The sequence below is a fragment of the Sphingopyxis sp. J-6 genome, from assembly GCF_046603995.1.
Taxonomy (GTDB): Bacteria; Pseudomonadota; Alphaproteobacteria; order Sphingomonadales; family Sphingomonadaceae; genus Sphingopyxis.
The window spans coordinates 2,999,156-3,019,225 of record NZ_CP145810.1 but is presented as its reverse complement, the minus strand read 5'-3'; the positions used below and the strand labels follow the sequence as shown (position 1 = coordinate 3,019,225).

Here is a 20,070-nt window from a genome sequence, read left to right as displayed (position 1 = left end):
GTGACAGTTCAGTGGCCAGCAAGCTTCGATGGCGATAAGATGGGCCGATGTCCTATTCTCCCGCGTCGACCACGCTCTCGCTTTTCCGATTTCTGCTTCCGGCCTGTGCGGCGACCGCGCTGCTGCTCGCGCCGCCTGTCGCGGCGCAGACCGGCGGAACGGCTGCACCTTCTGCCAAGACAACGGCCGGCACCGCAAAGGCCGACGACTGGCTCTATGTCGGCAGCGATATCCCGCGCGATACCGCATGGACCTTCGGCGTCCTGCCGAATGGTGTCCGCTATGCCGTGCGCAACAACGGCGTCCCGCCGGGGCAGGTTTCGATCCGCGTGCGGATGGACGTCGGATCGCTGTTCGAAACCGAAAAGGAACGCGGCTTTGCGCACCTGCTCGAACATCTGACCTTTCGCGGCAGCGAACATATCCCCGACGGCGAAGCGAAGCGGATCTGGCAGCGGTTCGGGGTCACTTTCGGCAGCGATTCGAACGCGCAGACGACGCCGACCCAGACGGTGTACCAGCTCGACCTGCCCAGCATCACGCCGGCCAATCTTGACGAGAGCATGAAATTGCTCGCCGGGATGGTCCGCGAACCGCGGATTTCGGACGCCGCAGTGACCGCCGAACGCGGCGTCGTCATGTCCGAACTGCGCGAATCGGACGGCCCGCAAAAGCGGATTTCGGATGCGACCAGCGCGCATCTGTTCGCCGGACAGTTGCTCGGCGACCGCTCGCCGATCGGCACCGTCGAATCGCTCGGCGCAGCGCGCGCCGACACGGTGACCGCGTTCCACGACCGCTGGTACCGCCCCGACCGCGCCGTGGTCGTCATCGTCGGCGACGGCGACCCCGCCGAATTCGCCCGGCTGATCGAGAAATATTATGGCGACTGGCGCGCCAGCGGCCCCAATCCGGCGCAGCCTGATTTCGGCAAACCGAACCCTAAGGCGCCGGTGGCCCGCGCGATTGTCGAGGCGAACCAGCCGGTCGCGCTGTCGCTCGCGATGGTCCGGCCGTGGAAGAAACGGATCGACACCGTCGAAAACACCCGGCGGCTTTATATGGAGTTCATTGCGCAGGCGCTGGTCAACCGCCGCCTCGAAAACCGCGCCCGCGCGGGCGGCAGCTATCTCGTCGCGACGGTCGAGCAGGAATATGTCAGCCGCAGCGTCGACGTGACGATGGCGCAGATCGTGCCGCTGGGCGACTGGAAGCCGGCGCTCGCCGATGTACGCGGGGTGATCGCCGACGCGATGAAAACGCCGCCCTCGCAAGCCGATATCGACCGCGAGGCGAACGAGATCGAAGCTTTCCTGCGCAAGGAACTCGAAAACGCGCGCAACGAGCCGGGCGCGCGGCTCGCCGACGACATGGTGCGCGCGGTCGACATCGGCGAAACGGTGACCAGCCCGCAGGGGCAGGTCGATATGTTCCGGTCGATCCGCGCCGCGGCGACGCCGCAGGCGATGCTTGAGATCAGCCGCGCGATCTTCAGTGCGCCGGTGACGCGCGTCGTACTGACGACGCCGACGGCAATCGACGGCGGCGACGGCGCGCTGCTCGCCGCGCTGGCGGCGCCGGCGCTGGTCCGCGACGACCGGCTGGCGGCGATCAAGGCCGATTTCAGCCAGCTACCGGCGATCGGCACGCCGGGCACGATCGCATCGACGACGCTGGTTCCGGGGCTGCGCGCCGAGCGCATCGAGTTCGCCAACGGCGTGACGGCGCTCGTCTCGAACAACAAGGTCGAACCCGGCAAGGTGCGCGTCAACGTCCGTTTCGGTACCGGCAACCGCAGCGTCGCCGCCGACGCACCCAACCTGCTGTGGACGGGCGATTATGCCCTGATCGCGAGCGGCATCGGTCCGTGGGGCCAGAATGAGATCGACCAGCTCACCAACGGGCGTCAGATCCAGATGAACTTCGCGATCGACGATGACGCGTTCGAGCTGTCGGCCGAAAGCAAGCCTGCCGACCTTGCCGACCAGATGAAGCTGCTGGCCGGCAAGCTGGCGTCGCCGCGCTGGGATACGGCGCCCGTCGACCGCCTGCGTGTCGGTTTCCTCACCGGCTACGACCTCAACGACGCGACCCCCAACGCGGTGCTCGACCGCAATCTGCGCGGCTGGCTCTCGGGCAACGACGCGCGCTGGTCGGCTCCCGACAAGGCCGAAATCGAGGCGCTGACCCCGGCAAAATTCCGCGCCTTCTGGGAACCGCGCCTCGCGAGCGGGCCGATCGAGGTCCAGTTGTTCGGCGACATGGCGTCGATCGACTATCGCAAGATCCTGGCCGAGACGTTCGGCGCTCTGTCGCCGCGCGCCCCGCTGGCGCCGGCGGGCGGCCAGAAGGTCGCCTTTGCCAAGCATGTGACCGTGCCCGAAGTTGCCTATCATCGCGGCGAACAGGGACAGGCGGCCGCGATGACCGCTTGGCCGACGAGCGGCGGCCTCGCCAGCCCGCGCGACGCGCGGGGTCTGGAAGTGCTGGCGGCGATTTTCAACGACCGCCTGTTCGACCGGCTGCGCGCCGAACAGGGAGCCAGCTATGGCCCCGTCGTCGACAGCCATTGGCCGACGGGGTTCGACAATAGCGGCGGTTATCTGCTCGTCGGCAGCCTGCTGGCGCCGAAGGACATCGACCGCTTCTATGGTATCGCGAAGGACATTGCGGCCGACCTCGTCGCCAACCCGGTTAGCGCCGACGAACTCGCGCGCAACGCCGGGCCGATCCGCGAGCAGGTCGCGCGCGCCTCGACGGGCAATGTCTATTGGATGTTCCTGCTCGAGGGTGCGACGCGCGATCCGCGCGTTGCCGCGGCGGCACTGTCGATCCAGGATGATATCGCAGCGGTGACCGCCACCGATATCCAGCGCCTTGCCAAGCTTTACCTGACGCCGGCACGCCAATGGTCGCTGGCGATCCTGCCCAAGGGGATGACGCTGGCCGATGCCTCGGCGGCGGGAGCGGCGGCCGCGGGCGGATCGCAGGCCTCGGCGCCGGTTGCCGCCTCGCGCTGACCTGCGCCCGGCGGACAGACTCTAGCTGTCGCTGCCCGTCGCGTGCCGCCGGGTCCGGCGGATCCGCGGTTCGTGGTCGAGCTTGCCCTTGGTCATGATGTCCTGCCGCATCTTGGCGCGGACGTCGTGGATCGACGCGATCACCGGCCCCATGGCGACGCCAAGGTCGATCAGCACCGCCTCGGCGAGCTGTAACGAGCTCTCGAGCGTTTCGGGCACCGCGTCGGAGGCGCCGGCCTGATAGAGCGCCCCGGCATGGTCGGCGTCGCGCGCGCGGCTGATGATCGGCAGTTCGGGATATTTCTGGCGCAACTGCCGCGTCATCCTGAGCTGCTGAACCGGGTCGTCCATGGTGAGCACGATCGCCTTCGCATTCTCGATGCCCAGCTTGTCGAGGCTGCCGGGCCGCGCGACGTCGGCGAAGCGGACGGCAAAGCCGTCGCGCCGAGCTGCGGCGACGGTGTCGATATCGGCGTCGACGGCGACATAGGGGCGCCCATGCTCGCGGAGCAGCTCGGCGACGGTGTGGCCGACGCGGCCGAAGCCGACGATGACGGTGCGGCCTTCGGGCGTTTCCTCGCTTTGCGCATCGCCGGTCCGCATCTCGATCCGCCGCGCGATGTCGTGGCCGACGCGCGCCAGCAGCGGGGTGATCGTCAGGCCGATCGCGGTGACGAGCTGCCAGAATTCGGCGGTGTCGCGGCTGATGAGCTGCGCTTGCAGTGCGGTGGCGAGCACGATCAAGGTGGTTTCCGACGGGCTCGCCATCAACAGGCCGACTTCGGCGGCGGTGCCGCGCCGGGCGACCCCCGAAAAGCGCAGCAACGCGGCGGTTACGACCGCCTTGACGACTACGACACCAACGACCGCGCCAATCAGTTGCGGCCACAGCGCGGCGATCGTCTTGAGGTTGAGCCCCATGCCGACGCTGATCAGGAACACGCCGAGCGCGAGACCCTTGAAGGGCGCGGTGATTGCTTCGACCTCGTTATGATATTCGGTCTCGGCGATCATCAGGCCGGCGAGGAGCGCGCCGACGATTGGCGACAGACCGACGGCCGCCGTCGCCAGCGCGGCGACGATGACGACAAGCAGGCTGGCGGCGAGGAACAGCTCGGGATCCTTGGCGCGCGCAGCCTGGGCGAAGATTTTCGGCAACAGGAACCAGCCGCCGATCGCCAGTCCGGCGACGACGACGACGCCTTGCCATAACGTCGTTAGCAGCAATTCGGCGCTGTCGCCCGATGCCGTCGGGGACAGTGCGGCGAGGATGAAGATGATCGGGACAAGCGCCAGATCCTCGAACAGCAGCATCGAAAAGGCCGATTTTCCTACGGCCGACTTGGTGCCGGCAATAGGAAGAACGAGGGCGGTCGAGGAGAGGGCAAGCGCGATACCGAGGCCGTAGGCGGCGGCGGGTGAAAGGTCGCCGAGCAGGAGCAATGCGGTACCGAGGATCAGCCCGCCCAGCCCGAGTTCGGCGGCGCCGATGCCGAACACCAGCTTGCGCAGTTGCCACAGGCGCCGGAACGACAGTTCGAGTCCGATCGAGAAGAGCAGGAGCACGATGCCGAGCTCGGCGAACAGGGCGATTTCCTCGGCCGATCCGATGGTGACGTGGCGCAGCCATGGATAATCGCCGGTCAGCGATCCCAGGCCGGACGGGCCAACGAGCAGGCCGACGAGGATGAAGCCGATCACGGGCGGCAGGCGGAAGCGGGCGAAGGCGGGAATGACGATTCCCGCAGCGCCCAGCACCACCAGCGCGTCGCCGATGAGGGAGGTTTCTGTTTCCGATACCATAAGGGCCGACCTTATGCAGGCCGGCCCCGATTGGCTAGGTGGTTATGGAACCACATTTTACCGTCATCCCGGCGAAGGCCGGGATCTCGACCTGACATCATGACGCACCGGTGAGATCCCGGCCTTCGCCGGGATGACGAAAAAGGGTCAGGCGCCCATCTTGGCTTCGAGATTCTCGACGATTGCTTCGAAGAAGCCTTCGGTGGTCAGCCAGTTCTGGTCGGGGCCGATCAGCAGCGCGAGATCCTTGGTCATCTTGCCGCTTTCGACCGTTGCGACGCAGACCTTTTCGAGGTCGTCGGCGAACTTCACCACTTCGGGGGTGCCGTCGAGCTTGCCGCGGTGCTTGAGGCCGCCGGTCCAGGCAAAGATCGACGCGATCGGGTTGGTCGACGTCGCCTTGCCCTGCTGGTGCATGCGATAGTGGCGGGTGACGGTGCCGTGCGCGGCTTCGGATTCGACCGTCTGGCCGTCGGGGGTCATCAGCACGCTGGTCATCAGACCGAGCGAGCCGAAGCCCTGCGCGACGGTGTCCGACTGGACGTCGCCGTCGTAATTCTTGCAGGCCCAGACGAACTTGCCCGACCATTTGAGCGCCGAGGCGACCATGTCGTCGATCAGGCGATGCTCGTAGACGATGCCGAGCGCATCGAACTGCGCCTTGAACTCGGCGTTGAAGACTTCCTCGAACAGGTCCTTGAAGCGGCCGTCATAGGCCTTGAGGATCGTGTTCTTGGTCGACAGATACACCGGCCACTGGCGTGAGAGGCCATAGTTCAGGCTGGCGCGCGCGAAGTCGCGGATCGAATCGTCGAGGTTGTACATCCCCATCGCGACCCCCGACGAGGGGAAGTGGAACACTTCCTCGTCGATCAGCGTGCCGTCCTCGCCCTCGAACACCAGGCGCAGCTTGCCGGGGCCGGGGACACGGAAGTCGGTCGCCTTATACTGGTCGCCGAAGGCGTGACGGCCGACGACGATCGGGTCGGTCCAGCCGGGAACGAGGCGGGGGACGTTGCGCATCACGATCGGTTCGCGGAAGACGACGCCGCCGAGGATGTTGCGGATCGTGCCGTTCGGCGATTTCCACATCTTCTTGAGTCCGAATTCCTCGACGCGGGCTTCGTCGGGGGTGATCGTCGCGCACTTCACGCCGACGCCGTGCTTCTTGATCGCATTGGCGGCTTCGACGGTGATCTTGTCGTCGGTGCGATCGCGTTCCTCGATGCCGAGATCGTAATAATGCAGGTCGATGTCGAGATAGGGCAGGATCAGCCGTTCGCGGATCCATTGCCAGATGATCCGGGTCATTTCGTCGCCGTCGAGTTCGACGACCGGGTTGGCTACCTTGATCTTGCCCATATCTTCGCCTTTTTCCTTGGGGAGTCGGAGTTGCGAGGGGCCTTAGGCAAAGCGGGGCGATTGATCAATGGCCCTGACGGATGCGGAACCTTCGCCTTATTCGATTGTCAGTGCCGGGGACGCACCCTAGAAAGATCGCCATGTCCACAACCATCTCTTCCAACCGCCCCGGCGGCGGTATCAAGTGGCGCTGGCCGTCGGTTCACCCCGAAGGGCGCAAGTTCCTGCTGATCGCCGGCATCGTCACGCTGTGTTTCTGGCTGCTCGGCTGGACGATCCCCGGCTGGCTGATGCTCGGCGTGACGATCTGGGTCGGCACCTTCTTTCGCGATCCCGTTCGCATCACCCCGACCGGCAGCGACCTCATCGTTGCGCCCGCCGACGGGCTGGTAACGCAGATCGCCGAAGTCGCGCCGCCGCCCGAGATTTCCGGGCCCGACGGCCTCGTCGCCCCGACGATGCTGCGTGTCTCGATCTTCATGAGCGTGTTCGACGTCCACATCAATCGCACCCCGGTCGCGGGGACGCTGCGCAAGCTCGTCTATATTCCCGGGAAATTCCTCAACGCCGACCTCGACAAGGCGAGCGAGGAGAATGAGCGCCAGCATTTCGTCGTCGAGCGCGCCGATGGCGTGCGCGTCGGTTTCACCCAGATCGCCGGGCTTGTCGCGCGGCGCATCCTGCCGTTCGTCAGCATGGGCACCGAGCTGTCGACCGGCCAGCGCGTCGGCCTCATCCGTTTCGGCAGCCGCGTCGATGTCTATCTCCCCGCGGGAACGACGCCGCAGGTGCTGCTCGGCCAGCGCACGCTGGCGGGCGAAACCATCGTCGCGCGGATCGGCAAGGCCGAGATGATCGACGGCATCGGGCAATAGGATGGCCGACGACGCGTCGCCTGCCGCCGAGGACGCCGAAGTCGAGCGCCGCCGCATCGGCGGTATCCCGCTGCGCGCCTTCGCGCCCAATGCGATCACCGCGCTCGCGCTGTGCTTCGGCCTAACCGGCGTCCGTTTCGCGATCGGCGAGGAATGGGAAAAGGCGCTCGCGGCGATCATCTTCGCCGGGGTGCTCGACGGGATGGACGGGCGGATCGCGCGACTGCTGCGCGCACAGAGCAAGTTCGGCGCCGAACTCGATTCGCTGTCCGACGTCATCGCCTTCGGTGTCGCGCCGGCAATGATCCTGTTTCTCTGGTCGCTCGACAATGCGCCGAAATTCGGCTGGACCGCCGCGCTCGCACTGGCGGTGTGCTGCGCGTTGCGGCTCGCGCGTTTCAATTCGCGGATGGATGCCGACTTCCAGCCGCACAAGTCAGCGGGCTTCAATACCGGCATTCCCGCGCCAGCGGGTGCAGGGATGGCGTTCGTGCCGGTCTATTTGTGGCTGGTGACGGCGAACGACCTGTTTCGCGAATGGTATGTCGTCATGCCCTGGGCGCTCGGAATCGCGATGCTGATGATCTCGGCGATCCCGACTTATAGCTGGGCATCGATCCGCCTGCGCCGTTCGTGGCGCCTGTTCGCGCTGGCGGGAGTCGGCCTGCTGGGCGCGGCGCTCGTTACCGCGCCTTGGCTGACCTTGCTCGCGGTGTGCGCAGTTTATGCCGCGACGCTGCCTTTCGGTCTCGCGAGCTATGCAAGGGTCAAGCGGCGCGGCTGAACTGCGGCTGGACGCGGGTGGCGGTACGGACAGGACGCGGAGCGTCGCGGCGGGCCGGCGAACGGCGCAGCGTCAGTTTCTGCGACGCCGGATCGGGCTGCGGGCCGGCAAGGGCGGGGAAGGCGCCTTCGCCAAGGAGCGCCGAAAGGATCGCGTCTTCGTTGCTGCGGAACATCGCCAGAATGACCGTGATGCCTAGCCCGGCGGCGAGGGCGAAAAGGAGTGCGGCTGCGACCTGAACCATGATCTTGTCCTTCCGGCTTCTTTGTGCGAAACCTTCTCATCCTGGGACGGTTTCCGTTGGCTCTTCGTTCCATGTTCTCGTTTTGTTCTCAACCGTTTTGCGACGAACGGAGTCAGTTTGTCGCCGGGATGAGGCGCGCGCGTCGTAATTCCGCGCGTCAAAACGGCGGACCAGCCCTTGCTTTTTGCTGCCGGGGCAGCTAACGGGCCGCCCATTCCACATGGAAGGCGCACATAAACCGGTGCCGGATCGTCCGCTTGCGGATCCCGGTTCTTGCTTTCCAGAGGACCAACCGGAAGGAGAAAGACCATGGCGGCCCCTGTCGTCACGATGCAGAATCTTATCGAGGCTGGCGCCCACTTCGGCCACCAGACCCACCGCTGGAACCCGCGCATGAAGCCGTATATCTTCGGCGCGCGCAACGGCATCCACATTCTCGACCTGTCGCAGACCGTGCCGCTCTTCGCGCGCGCCCTCGACTTCATCGCCTCGACCTCGGCCGCCGGCGGCAAGGTGCTGTTCGTCGGCACCAAGCGCCAGGCGCAGGGCCCGATCGCCGATGCGGCCCGCGCTTCGGGCCAGCACTTCGTCAACCACCGCTGGCTGGGCGGCATGCTCACCAACTGGAAGACGATCTCGAACTCGATCAAGCGCCTCAAGACGCTCGAAGAGCAGCTCTCGGGCGACACCTCGGGCCTCACCAAGAAGGAAGTGCTCAACCGCACCCGCGAACGCGACAAGCTGGAACTCAGCCTCGGCGGCATCCGCGACATGGGCGGCATTCCCGACGTGATGTTCGTGATCGACGCGAACAAGGAAGAGCTGGCGATCAAGGAAGCCAACGTCCTTGGCATCCCCGTCGTCGCGATCCTCGATTCGAACGTCTCGCCCGACGGCATCGCTTTCCCGGTTCCGGCGAACGATGACGCCGCGCGCGCCATCCGTCTGTACTGCGATGCGGTGGCCCAGGCGGCGACCCGTGGCGGCCAGCAGGCCCGCGCGAACCGCGGCGAAGACCTTGGCGCGGCCGTCGAGCCCGCCGCCGAAGCCGTGCTGACCGAAGAAGCCGCTCCGGCTGCCGACGTCGCCGCTCCGGTGACCGAAGACGAACAGGTCCCGGCGGAAGCCGCGGCCGAAACCGAACGTCAGAGCGACGCCTAAGCGTCCTCGGGCATGACGGGACGGCGCGGCAACAGGTTCGCGCCGTCCCTGTCATCGCTTTGACTTATCGCCCCGCCATGCGCGCGGGCGTCCCGCGGGCCAGATGGGCTCGCCCCTTTTGAAAGGATTTTCCCATGGCTGAGATTACGGCCGCTCTCGTCAAGGAACTGCGCGACCGCACGGGCGCAGGCATGATGGACTGTAAAAAGGCGCTCGCCGAAAACAACGGCGATATCGAAGCGTCGATCGACTGGCTGCGCACCAAGGGGCTCGCCGCCGCTGCCAAGAAGGCCGGCCGCGTCGCCGCCGAAGGTCTTGTCGGCTTTGCCACCGACGGCACCAAGGGTGCGCTCGTCGAAGTGAACAGCGAAACCGACTTCGTCGGCAAGAACGAGCAGTTCCAGGAATTCGTCCGCGACGTGACGCAGGTCGCGCTTGCCGGCAGCATCACCGACATCGACGCGCTGAACGCCGCACCCTATCCGACCGGCGGCACCGTCGCCGAGAAGCTGACCAGCAACATCGCGACGATCGGTGAAAACCAGTCGCTGCGCCGCAGCGCGATCGCTTCGGTGAACTCGGGCGTCGTCACGGGCTATGTCCACAACGCCGCCGCGCCCGGCATGGGCAAGATCGGCGTGCTCGTCGCGCTCGAATCGACCGCTGGTGCCGATGTTCTCGAACCGCTCGGCAAGCAGCTCGCGATGCACGTTGCCGCCGCGAACCCGCTGGCGCTGAACGGCGACGACCTCGACGCCGACCTCGTCGCGCGCGAACGCGCGATCGCCGAGGAAAAGGCCGCCCAGTCGGGCAAGCCCGCCGAGATCGTCGGCAAGATGGTCGACGGTGCGATCGCCAAGTACCGCAAGGAAAATGCGCTGCTGTCGCAGCTCTTCGTGATGGACGGCAAGACCCCGGTCGCCGAAGTCGTCGCCGCCGCCGGCAAGGATGTCGGCGCGACGATCACGCTGAAGGGCTTCGTCCGCTTCCAGCTCGGCGAAGGCATCGAGAAGGAAGAAAGCGACTTCGCGGCGGAAGTCGCGGCGGCCGCCGGCGTCTAAAAAGAAGAACCGGATTGCTGCGCGTCAGGCGCCGCAGTCCGCTTGGCAATGGCGCGCGCCTGAAGAGCCAGTCCCAGCCAATTGGAAGTGTCGTGACGGAGCCGAATTTGCTCCAGCGCTAGGCGCGAGGAGGGAGCGATGGAATGCCATCGTGACCGACGAGCAACGAAGCGATGGAGCAAATTCGGCCCGCCGCTTCGCGGTCGGCGTGAGAAGCGCTTCGGAGGGCGTCGGATCGCTTGCATGGGCTACCGGCCCGCGCTGCGCGCTCCTCCTACCCGAAGCGCTTCTCACGCCGATCCCGATCTTCCAATTGGCTGGGACTGGCTCTAGGGTGCGCGCCATTCGCGTATCTGCTGTTTACAAGAGGTTCCCCCGATCATGGCATTGCCCGGCCTGAAACGCATATTGCTCAAGCTGTCGGGCGAGGCGCTGATGGGCTCCAGTCCTTTCGGCATCGACCCTGAAACGGTCGCGAGCATGGCGGCGGAGGTCAAGCAGGCGAAGGAGAGCGGCCTCGAAATCTGCCTTGTTATCGGCGGCGGCAACATCTTCCGCGGCATGGCCGGGGCGGCGAAAGGCATGGACCGCGCGCAGGCCGATTATATGGGCATGCTGGCGACGGTGATGAACGCGCTGGCGATGCAGAATGCGCTCGAGCAGCTTGGCGTCGAAACGCGCGTCCAGTCGGCGATCGAGATGGACAAGGTGTGCGAGCCGGTGATCCGCCGCCGCGCCGAGCGCCATATGGAAAAGGGCCGCGTGGTGATCTTCGCCGCCGGCGTCGGCGCGCCCTATTTCACCACCGACAGCGGCGCCGCGCTCCGCGCCGCCGAAATGAAGTGCGACGCGCTGCTGAAAGGCACCAGCGTCGACGGCGTCTATAATGCCGATCCGAAGCAGGATGCCTCGGCAGTCCGCTATGACACGCTCAGCTACGACCGCGTGCTCGCCGACAATCTGAAGGTGATGGACGCCAGTGCGGTGGCGCTGTGCCGCGACAATCATATCCCGATCGTCGTGTTCAATATCCGCGAGCCGGGCAATCTGGCGCGCGTGCTGGCGGGCGAGGGCGTTTCTACCGTCGTCGGCGACGCGGCCTGACAGAATCAAGAGAGGAAAGACAGATGGCGAAATATGACAAGGCCGACCTCGAACGCCGCATGCACGGCGCGGTCGAATCGCTGAAGCACGACCTCGCAGGCCTGCGTACCGGCCGCGCGCATACCGCGCTGCTCGACCCGGTAACGGTCGAGGTTTATGGCAGCCACATGCCGCTCAACCAGGTCGCCTCGGTCAGCGCACCCGAACCGCGCATGCTGTCGGTGCAGGTGTGGGACAAGTCGAACGTCGGCCCGGTCGACAAGGCGATCCGCTCGGCGGGCCTCGGGCTCAACCCGATCGTCGATGGCCAGACGCTGCGCCTGCCGATCCCCGAAATGACGCAGGAGCGCCGCAAGGAGCTGTCGAAGCTCGCCGGCCAATATGCCGAAAAGGCCCGCGTTGCGGTGCGCAACGTCCGCCGCGACGGCATGGACAATCTGAAGGCCGACGAAAACAAGAAGGAAATCAGCGAGGACGAGCGCAAGCGCGCCGAAACCGATGTCCAGAAGCTGACCGACGCAACGATCGCAGAACTCGACGCCGCCGCGACCGCCAAGGAAAAGGAAATCCTGGGCTAGTGCTTTTGGGCGCTAATCTCTCCTCCGCGCGTGTCGAGCGAAGTCGAGACACCCATCGGACTGGAGCCGGGCCGAGGGGCATCTCGACTTCGCTCGATGCGAACGGATTTTGAGGTTCTTCCTGTGAGTGTTTCGGATCACGGTGCGCGCCATGTCGCCATCATCATGGATGGCAACGGCCGCTGGGCGAAGAAGCGCCTGCTGCCCCGCGTCGCCGGCCACAAGGCGGGCGTCGAGGCGGTGCGCACGATCGTCCGCGCCGCCGGCGACCTCGGCATCGAGGCGATGACGCTCTATGCTTTCAGTTCCGAAAACTGGAAGCGGCCCGAAGAGGAAGTCAGCGACCTGATGGGGTTGATGAAGCGCTTCATCCTCTCCGACCTCGATGAATTCGCCGCCAATGACGTGAAGCTGAAAGTGATCGGCAACTGGCGCGCGCTCGCCCCCGATGTCGTCGCGCTGATCGACAATGCGCTCGAGCGCACGTCGGGCAACAAGCGTACGACGCTGGCGGTGGCGCTCAATTACGGCGCGCAGGACGAACTGGTGCGCGCGGCGACCGCGGCAGCGGCGGAGGGGCCGATCACCGAGGACAGCATCGCCGCGCATCTCGACACTGCCGACATGCCGCCGCTCGACCTGCTCATCCGCACGTCGGGCGAGGTGCGGCTGTCGAATTTCCTGCTCTGGCAGTCGGCCTATGCCGAACTTTACTTTACCGACACATTGTGGCCGGATTTCAAGCCCGCCGACCTGAAGGCGGCGCTCGACCAGTTTGCGCGGCGCGATCGCCGTTACGGGGGATTATGAGCATGGCATCTGGCAAATCGGACCTGTGGGTGCGGATCGGATCGGCGATCGTGATGTTCGCGATCGCGGGGACCGCGCTGTGGTTCGGTGGCATCGCCTTCGGCCTGTTGCTGCTGGTCGGCGGCGCGCTGGTGCTCGTCGAATGGTTCTCGCTCGTCCGCGCGATGGCGGTTCCCGGCGGGACGAAAAAGGCATTGCTGCTGCTCGGTCCGCTGCTCGTCGCGGGATCGATGGCCGGACTCTGGTATATTCGCGACCATCTGGGTGTCACTGCGGCGCTATGGGTGTTCGGCATGGTCTGGGCGACCGACATCGGCGCCTATTTCGCCGGCCGTGCCTTTGGCGGTGCGCGTCTCGCGCCGACGATCAGCCCGTCGAAGACCTGGTCGGGGCTGATCGGCGGCATGATCGCGGCGCTCGTCGCCAGTGCGACGATCGGCGACCGTGGCGGTATTATCGGCGTGCCGCTGTGGGTCGGCCTGTTCATGGGGCTCGCCGCCCAGCTTGGCGATCTGGCGCAAAGCTGGATGAAGCGCCGCGCCGGGGTCAAGGATTCGGGCAAGCTGATTCCGGGCCATGGCGGCCTGTTCGACCGCGTCGACGGGCTGCTGCCCGTCGCGCTGATCCTCGGCGGCCTCGCCGTTGCGGGCCAGATCGCCGTGCGCGCGGCCGGCTGACATGGCACGGCGCCTCTCGCTGTTCGGCGCCACCGGATCGGTCGGCCAATCGACCCTCGACCTTGTCCGGCGCGATGGCGAGGCGTGGCAGATCGGGGTGCTGACCGCGAACAGCGACGTCGCCGAGCTGGCAAAGCTGGCGCAGGAATTCCGCCCCGATATCGCGGTGATCGCCGACGAAGCCCGCTATGCAGAACTCCAGGAGGCGCTGGCCGGGACGGGGATCGAGGCGAGCGCCGGCGCCGAAGCGCTGGTCGAAGCGGCGAAGCGCCCCGCCGACCTTGTCATGGCGGCGATCGTCGGCTGCGCCGGCCTCGCGCCGACGATGGCGGCGATCGAGGCGGGCACCGATGTCGCGCTGGCGAACAAGGAGGCGCTCGTTTCGGCGGGCGAGCTGATGACCGCGGCGGCGCGCGCCTCGGGTTCGACGCTGCTGCCGGTCGACAGCGAGCATAATGCGATCTTCCAGTGTCTCGCTGGCGGCAAGATCGATCAGGTCCGCCGGATCATCCTGACCGCGAGCGGCGGGCCGTTCCGCACCATGAGCGCCGCCGACATGGCGCGCGTCACGCCGGCGCAGGCGGTTGCGCATCCCAATTGGTCGATGGGCGCGAAGATCAGCGTCGATTCGGCAACGATGATGAACAAGGGCCTTGAACTTATCGAGGCTTATCATCTGTTCCCGGTCGGGCTCGATCGCATCGAGATTCTCGTCCATCCGCAGTCGGTGATCCACAGCCTCGTCGAATATATCGACTGCTCGACACTGGCACAGCTCGGCTCGCCCGACATGCGCATTCCGATCGCGAGCGCTCTTGCGTGGCCGGAACGGATGGCGACGCCGTGCGCGCCGCTCGACCTTGCGACGATCTCGCGGCTCGATTTCGAGGCGCCCGACGAAATACGCTTCCCCGCGACCGCGCTGTGCCGCGCCGCGATCGCCGAGGGCGGCGCGCGCCCGGCGCAACTCAACGCCGCAAACGAGGTGGCGGTCGCCGCTTTCCTCGCCGGGCGCATTTCCTTTCCCGCCATCGTCGACACGGTACGCCGGGTGATCGACGCCGAAGCGCCGCCGGTGCCGGTATCGCTTCACGACATATTCAGCGTCGACGCCGCATCACGCGCGGCTGCGCAGCATTTTGTGGACCATTACGAACATGCTTGAAGCCCCCGGCATTCCTTTCACGATTCTGGCCTTCCTGCTGGTGCTCGGCCCGCTCGTGTTCGTGCACGAATATGGGCATTATATCGTCGGGCGCTGGTGCGGCGTGAAGGCTGATACCTTCTCGATCGGCTTCGGCCGCAAGATCCTCGCGTGGACCGACAAACGCGGCACCGAATGGAAGATCGGCTGGCTGCCGCTTGGCGGCTATGTCCAGTTCGCGGGCGACCGCGATGCGGTCAGTCAGCCGGACGCCGAATGGGAGAAGCTGCCGGAAGCCGAGCGCTCGCACAGCTTTCCCGCCCAGCCGGTGTGGAAACGCACCCTGATCGTCCTCGCGGGGCCGGTGACCAATTTCCTGTTCGCGATCCTGATCCTCGCCGGTTTCGCCTGGATCGGCGGCACGCCGACCACGCCCCCCGTCGCGGGCTCGGTGATGGAGGGTTCCGCCGCCGCCGCCGCGGGCATCCGCGAGGGCGATCGTATCGTCTCGATCGACGGCCGCGCCATGGACGTCTTTACCGATATTCCGATGGCGGTCGCGCACCGCCCCGGCGAGGCGATGGACGTGCGGATCGAACGCGGCGGCGCCGAAGAGACGCTGCGGCTCACCCCACGGCTGGCGAAGGAGCAGGACCGGTTCGGCAACAGCTTCGAACGCGGCGTCATCGGCATCGCGGCGGGCGAGGTGGTGTTCGAGAAGGTGTCGCTCGTCGAGGCGCCGCTGATCGGGCTCAAGCAGACCGCGCAGATCGTCCGGCAGACGGGCGAAGTGCTGGGCCAGCTCCTGACCGGCAACCGCTCGGTCAAGGATCTGAGCGGGCCGCTCAACATTGCGAAGGTGTCGGGCGAGGCGGCCAGCCTCGGGATTGCGTCGCTGATCTTCCTGATCGCGCTGATCTCCATCAATCTGGGGTTCATAAACCTGTTGCCATTGCCCATGCTCGATGGCGGTCATTTGCTTTTTTACGGATATGAGGCGATCAGGCGACGTCCCGCGCCCGCCAAGGTGCAGGAATGGGCGTTCCGATTCGGCTTTGCGGCGGTCGTAACGCTGATGCTGGTCGTGACTTTCAATGATTTGGGCTCATTCGGCCTGTGGGACCGGATCGCCCGCTTGATTGGATAGCCGGACTGGGGCAGGGAGTGCGCGCGAACTGCCGAAAAAGGGCGTTCGCCGCTTGTGGGTTATTTTTGCGGGATGAACAGCGTGGCTTCACACAAAATTTCGGCGCGGATGCAGCTGTCGGCACTCCTCATGGCAGGAACGATGCTGGCTCCCGTCGCGCCGCTCATGGCGCAGGAAGCTGCACCGCCGGCTACCGTGCCGACCGTCCCGGCACCCCCCGCGCCCGAGGCTGTGCCGTCGGCGACGACCGTCCAGTCGATCACCGTCACCGGCAACCAGCGGCTCGAGGCGCAGACGATCCTGTCATATCTGCGTTTGCGCGTCGGCCAGCCCTATGACCGGTCGGTGCTCGACCAGGCGCTCAAGGACCTTGCCGCGACCGAACTCTTCAAGGATTTCCAGATCACCGACAATGCCGGTGCGCTGACGATCCAGGTCACCGAAAACCCGGTGATCAACCGCGTTATTCTGGAGGGCAACAAGCGCCTGAAGGAAGACAAGATCCGCCCCGAGATCAAGCTCGCGCCGCGCCAGATCTTTACCCGTTCCAAGGTTCGCGCCGACGTCGCGCGGATCATCGAACTTTACAAGCGCCAGGGCCGTTTCGCGGCGACCGTCGAGCCGAAGATGGTGTCGCTCGACCAGAACCGCGTCGATGTCGTCTTCGAAATCAATGAAGGTCCGAAGTCGAAGGTCCGCCAGATCAACATTATCGGCAACGAGAAGTTCAGCGACGGCGATCTCCGCGACGAAATGGCGACGAAGGAGTCGGGCCTGCTGACGATCCTGTCGTCGAACACCAGCTACGACCCCGACCGTCTCGCCTATGACCAGCAAAAGCTGCGCCTTTTCTACCTGCAGAACGGCTATGCCGACTTCCGCGTCATTTCGGCGGTCGCCGAGCTGACCAGCAACAAGCAGGACTTCATCATCACCTATGTCGTCGAGGAAGGCGAACGCTACAAGTTCGGCGACGTCGACGTGAAGAGCGAAATCCGTGACTTCCGGCCGGAAACGCTGAAGACGCTGCTGCCGATGAAGAAGGACGACTGGTACGACGCCAAGCTGGTCGAAGATACCGTCGAAAGCCTGAGCGAGACCGCCGGTCTGTTCGGTTACGCCTTTGCCGACATCAGCCCCGAATTCCGCCGCGATCCCGAAACGCGGACGATGGGGATCACCTTCAACGTCGCCGAAAGCCCGCGCACCTATGTCGAGCGCATCGACGTCAACGGCAACACGCTGACCCACGACAAGGTCGTGCGCCGCGAATTCCGCCTGAACGAAGGCGATGCGTTCAACAGCTTCGGCGTCAAGCGCACCGAGAACCGCATCAACAGCCTTGGCTATTTCCAGGAGAATCTGGAGATCGAGCGCAAGGAAGGCAGCGCCCCCGACCGCATCATCCTCGAAACCAATGTCGAGGAAAAGCCGACCGGCGAACTCTCGCTGTCGGCCGGTTTCTCGTCGATCGAGAATTTCCTGCTACAGGGATCGATCCGCCAGCGCAACTTCCGCGGCCTCGGCCAGCAGTTGCAGGCGTCGGTCAACTATTCGAGCTATTCGAAGTCGGTCGAACTCGGCTTTACCGAGCCCTATCTGTTCGACCGCAACATCTCGGTCGGCGGCACCGTCTATCGCCGCGATCTGAACTCGTTCAACTTTATCGGCAGCGACCGCCGCACGACGTTCGAACAGTCGACCACGGGCTTCCAGATCAACGCGGGTGTGCCGCTCACCGAATTCCTGTCCTTCTTCACGCGTTACAGCCTGAACTTCGACGATGTGTCGCTCGACAAGAATCTCTATTATTTCCGCGACCAGTGCGACCCGCTGGTCGCCGGCCGTTACCTCTGCGACGCGATCGGCAAGCGCACCACCTCGCTGCTCGGCTTCACCATCGCCTATGACGACCGCGACAACCGTCTGCGTCCGACGCGCGGCCAGTCGCTGTCGCTCAGCCAGGATTTCGCCGGCCTCGGCGGCAGCGTCAAATATGTCCGTACCCGCGCCGCGGCGAGCAAGCACTTCAACCTCGGCAGCCGCTTCATCCTCAATGTTTCGGCCGAGGGCGGTTATATCTACCCGCTCGGCGGGCGCCCGACCCCGACCAGCGACAAGGTCCGCCTGACCGACCGCTTCTTCCTCGGCGAGCCGCAGATGCGCGGCTTCGACATCCGCGGCGTCGGTCCGCGCGTTATCCGCTACGCGTCGGTCGACGTGACCGATCCCGCAAACCCGATCCTCGACACGACGACGAAGCAGCGCATCGACGACGCGCTCGGCGGGCGCGCCTATTATCAGGGGCGGCTCGAGATCGATATTCCGCTCGGCACCGGGGCCAAGGAACTCGGCCTGCGGCCGTCGGTCTTCCTCGACGTCGGTTCGGTCTTCGGCGTCAAGCGCCCCGACCTCACCACGCTCGCGGACTTCAAGGACCCGGGCGACGGTCTGACCAAGAATCTCTGCCGCAACGGCACCACCGGTGCGATCAGCTTCGGCACGCAGGCGCTGGTCGACCACGACAATAACGCCGCGACGCCGCCGATTCCGCAGGGATCGTACAGCAGCTGCCCGACCGGCACGACGTCCAATCTCTCCCCGTTCGAGGAACGTTATTTCGGCGATAGCTGGATGCCGCGCGTCTCGATCGGTGCCGGTGTCAACTGGAACTCGCCTTTCGGTCCCTTCCGGATCGACTTCGCTTACGCCCTTCGCAAAGAAGAGGGCGATGATACCAAACGCTTCTCATTCAACGTAGGAACCCAATTCTGATGAAGAAAATTTTTGTCGCTTCGGCGCTGGCCTTTGCCGCGCTGTCGGTTTCGCCCGTCGTATCGGCCCCCGCCTTCGCGCAGGCAAAGGCCGTTGCCGTCGCCGACGTCCGTGCCGCCGCCGCGCGCTCGGCCGCCTTCCAGACCGCCACGCAGCAGATCGAGACGACCTATAAGGCGCAGATCGATCAGCAGCAGTCGCGCGGCCAGACGCTGCAGGCCGAAATCAACGTCCTGATCGCCAAATATAACGAAGAAGCGAAGAAGACGCCGCAGAATCAGGCTGCGCTGCAGGCGGCCGCCAAGGCCGTGCAGGACAAGCGTCAGGCTGCGCAGACCGAGCTCGCCAAGATCAGCGCGCCGGTCGACCTCGCCATCGCCTATGTCGAGGACCAGATCAGCGTTCGCATGAACGAGGCGATCAAGGCGGCGATGACCGCGAAGAAGGTCGACCTGCTGCTCAACCCCGACGCGGTGCTGGCACGCGAAAATAATGTCGACATCACCGACGCGGTGGTGACCGAACTCAACCGGATTCTGCCCAGCGTGTCGACCGCAGCGCCGGCCGGCTACCAGCCGGGCCAGCTCGTCCAGCAGCGCAACCAGCAGCTGATGGATGCCGCGCGCGCCGCACAGGGCACGCCCGCTCCCGCCGCCCCGGCGACCGGCACGCCGCCGACGACGCGCTGATCCTGATGGCTGACGGGGAAAAGGACGCGGGGGCACTGGGTCCGGTGGATATCCGCCGGATTCTGACGCTGCTGCCGCATCGTTATCCGATGCTGCTTGTCGACCGGGTGGAATCGATGGTGAAGGACACCTCGATCCACGCGGTCAAGGCGGTGACGATGAACGAGCCCTTTTTTCAGGGCCATTTCCCCGGCCGGCCGATCATGCCCGGCGTCCTCATCGTCGAGGCGCTGGCACAGGCCGGCGGCATATTGGCGGTTGAATCGCTCGGCCTCGGCGGTTCGGGCAAGCTCGTCTATTTCATGGGCATCGATGGCGTGAAGTTCAGGAAGCCGGTCGAACCCGGCGTCCTGCTCGACCTCCACGTCACCATCCTTCAGGCGAAGCGGAATATCTGCAAGTTCGAAGGCAAGGCGATGCTCGGCGGGCAACTGGCGACCGAATGCCAGTTCACCGCCATGATCGCCGATCCGCCCAGCGACTAAGCAAGACTTGCAAAATCAGGCGTTCGCCGTTAGGTGCCACCGCTTCGCGGGCCCCATAGCGGGGACAGCATCGACTCAGCCGCTGGTCGGAAACCAGTGGCGCAGGAGCCAAGAGATGAAAAAAGACATTCACCCCGACTATCACACCATCACGGTCAAGATGACCGATGGCACCGAATATCAGACGCGCTCGACCTGGGGCAAAGAGGGCGACGTGATGACGCTCGAAATCGACCCGACGGCGCACCCGGCATGGACCGGCGGCACGGGCCGCATGCTCGACGCGGGCGGTCAGGTTGCGAAGTTCAACAAGCGCTTCGGCGGTCTCACCCTCAAGCGTTAAATCGCGCT

At 65.5% G+C, this 20,070-nt stretch carries 18 protein-coding genes; 15 read left to right on the top strand and 3 right to left on the bottom strand.

Annotated features, from left to right (window positions below; all coding sequences use genetic code 11):
• Positions 1-47 precede the first annotated feature (47 nt).
• Entirely contained in the window at positions 48-3,020 is a 2,973-nt protein-coding gene (locus tag V6U71_RS14625; RefSeq protein ID WP_411339138.1) for a M16 family metallopeptidase, read from the top strand.
• Positions 3,021-3,041: 21 nt separating this feature from the next.
• On the opposite strand, the gene V6U71_RS14620 is transcribed toward V6U71_RS14625, so the two are convergent.
• Positions 3,042-4,823, bottom strand: a complete 1,782-nt coding sequence (locus tag V6U71_RS14620; RefSeq protein ID WP_411339137.1) for a cation:proton antiporter — start codon at positions 4,821-4,823, stop codon at positions 3,042-3,044.
• A 147-nt stretch (positions 4,824-4,970) separates the two neighbouring features.
• Positions 4,971-6,185, bottom strand: a complete 1,215-nt coding sequence (locus V6U71_RS14615; protein WP_411339136.1) for an NADP-dependent isocitrate dehydrogenase — start codon at positions 6,183-6,185, stop codon at positions 4,971-4,973.
• Between the two features lie 140 nt (positions 6,186-6,325).
• On the opposite strand from V6U71_RS14615, the gene V6U71_RS14610 reads away from it, so the two are divergent.
• Positions 6,326-7,060, top strand: a complete 735-nt coding sequence (locus tag V6U71_RS14610) for a phosphatidylserine decarboxylase (protein WP_411339135.1) — start codon at positions 6,326-6,328, stop codon at positions 7,058-7,060.
• 1 nt (position 7,061) lies between these two features.
• A complete protein-coding gene (locus V6U71_RS14605; protein WP_411339134.1) occupies positions 7,062-7,844 on the top strand; it encodes a CDP-alcohol phosphatidyltransferase family protein in 783 nt (260 codons plus the stop codon).
• Here the strand turns inward: V6U71_RS14605 and V6U71_RS14600 are convergent.
• Positions 7,828-8,088, bottom strand: a complete 261-nt coding sequence (locus V6U71_RS14600; RefSeq protein ID WP_411339133.1) for a hypothetical protein — start codon at positions 8,086-8,088, stop codon at positions 7,828-7,830. The two genes, V6U71_RS14605 and V6U71_RS14600, sit on opposite strands and share 17 nt — an antisense overlap.
• 309 nt (positions 8,089-8,397) lie before the next feature.
• On the opposite strand from V6U71_RS14600, the gene rpsB reads away from it, so the two are divergent.
• The 12 genes from rpsB (at position 8,398) to rpmE (ending at position 20,062) form a co-directional block, all read left to right on the top strand.
• A complete protein-coding gene (gene rpsB / locus V6U71_RS14595; protein ID WP_054730202.1) occupies positions 8,398-9,249 on the top strand; it encodes a 30S ribosomal protein S2 in 852 nt (283 codons plus the stop codon).
• Positions 9,250-9,383: 134 nt separating this feature from the next.
• Positions 9,384-10,310, top strand: coding sequence for a translation elongation factor Ts (tsf, locus tag V6U71_RS14590; protein ID WP_054587042.1), 927 nt, complete (start codon positions 9,384-9,386; stop codon positions 10,308-10,310).
• 381 nt (positions 10,311-10,691) lie between these two features.
• Positions 10,692-11,414, top strand: a complete 723-nt coding sequence (gene pyrH / locus V6U71_RS14585) for a UMP kinase (protein WP_411339132.1) — start codon at positions 10,692-10,694, stop codon at positions 11,412-11,414.
• Between the two features lie 23 nt (positions 11,415-11,437).
• Complete coding sequence (gene frr, locus V6U71_RS14580; RefSeq protein WP_054587044.1) at positions 11,438-11,992, top strand: ribosome recycling factor; 555 nt, start codon at positions 11,438-11,440, stop codon at positions 11,990-11,992.
• Positions 11,993-12,157: 165 nt separating this feature from the next.
• Positions 12,158-12,802, top strand: a complete 645-nt coding sequence (gene uppS / locus V6U71_RS14575) for a polyprenyl diphosphate synthase (protein WP_411342358.1) — start codon at positions 12,158-12,160, stop codon at positions 12,800-12,802.
• A gap of 2 nt (positions 12,803-12,804) precedes the next feature.
• Positions 12,805-13,479 (top strand): phosphatidate cytidylyltransferase, encoded by a 675-nt coding sequence (locus tag V6U71_RS14570; RefSeq protein ID WP_411339131.1) that lies wholly within the window; start codon positions 12,805-12,807, stop codon positions 13,477-13,479.
• A gap of 1 nt (position 13,480) precedes the next feature.
• On the top strand, positions 13,481-14,644 hold the full coding sequence (locus V6U71_RS14565) for a 1-deoxy-D-xylulose-5-phosphate reductoisomerase (protein WP_411339130.1): 1,164 nt from the start codon (positions 13,481-13,483) through the stop codon (positions 14,642-14,644).
• A complete protein-coding gene (gene rseP, locus V6U71_RS14560) occupies positions 14,637-15,770 on the top strand; it encodes an RIP metalloprotease RseP (protein ID WP_411339129.1) in 1,134 nt (377 codons plus the stop codon). The genes V6U71_RS14565 and rseP overlap by 8 nt, the downstream gene beginning before the upstream one ends.
• Positions 15,771-15,842: 72 nt before the next feature.
• On the top strand, positions 15,843-18,545 hold the full coding sequence (bamA, locus tag V6U71_RS14555; protein ID WP_411339128.1) for an outer membrane protein assembly factor BamA: 2,703 nt from the start codon (positions 15,843-15,845) through the stop codon (positions 18,543-18,545).
• Entirely contained in the window at positions 18,545-19,234 is a 690-nt protein-coding gene (locus V6U71_RS14550; RefSeq protein WP_054587050.1) for an OmpH family outer membrane protein, read from the top strand. The genes bamA and V6U71_RS14550 overlap by 1 nt, the downstream gene beginning before the upstream one ends.
• Before the next feature lie 5 nt (positions 19,235-19,239).
• Entirely contained in the window at positions 19,240-19,719 is a 480-nt protein-coding gene (gene fabZ / locus V6U71_RS14545; RefSeq protein ID WP_411339127.1) for a 3-hydroxyacyl-ACP dehydratase FabZ, read from the top strand.
• Between the two features lie 115 nt (positions 19,720-19,834).
• Positions 19,835-20,062 (top strand): 50S ribosomal protein L31, encoded by a 228-nt coding sequence (gene rpmE, locus V6U71_RS14540; protein WP_054587052.1) that lies wholly within the window; start codon positions 19,835-19,837, stop codon positions 20,060-20,062.
• Positions 20,063-20,070 lie beyond the last annotated feature (8 nt).